Below are 318 nucleotides of genomic sequence, written 5' to 3' on the forward strand. Positions count from 1 at the left end.
GTAACTTGGACATATACAGATGTTAATCTGAATGCTTCCACACAAACACAAAACATAGTAATTACAGATGTTACTGCTCCTGTTGCTGATCTTGCAACTTTAGCTAACGTAACGGCACAATGTGAAGTAACGACTTTAACCGCACCGACTGCAACTGATAATTGTGGCGGAATAGTTACTGTTACCAACGATGCATCACTTCCTATTACAACCCAAGGAACAACTGTTGTTACTTGGACATATACGGATGTTAATTTGAATGCTTCCACACAAACACAAAATGTAATAATTACAGATGTTACTGCTCCTGTTGCTGAT

The 318-nt window shown here is 38.4% G+C and carries 1 protein-coding gene; it reads left to right on the plus strand.

What is annotated here, in order from left to right; translation table 11 throughout:
• Positions 1-318: HYR-like domain-containing protein (locus ACVCXO_RS02285; protein WP_452227979.1), on the plus strand; the 318-nt coding region annotated here is incomplete at both ends.

Source organism: Lacinutrix sp. MEBiC02404, assembly GCF_053601575.1.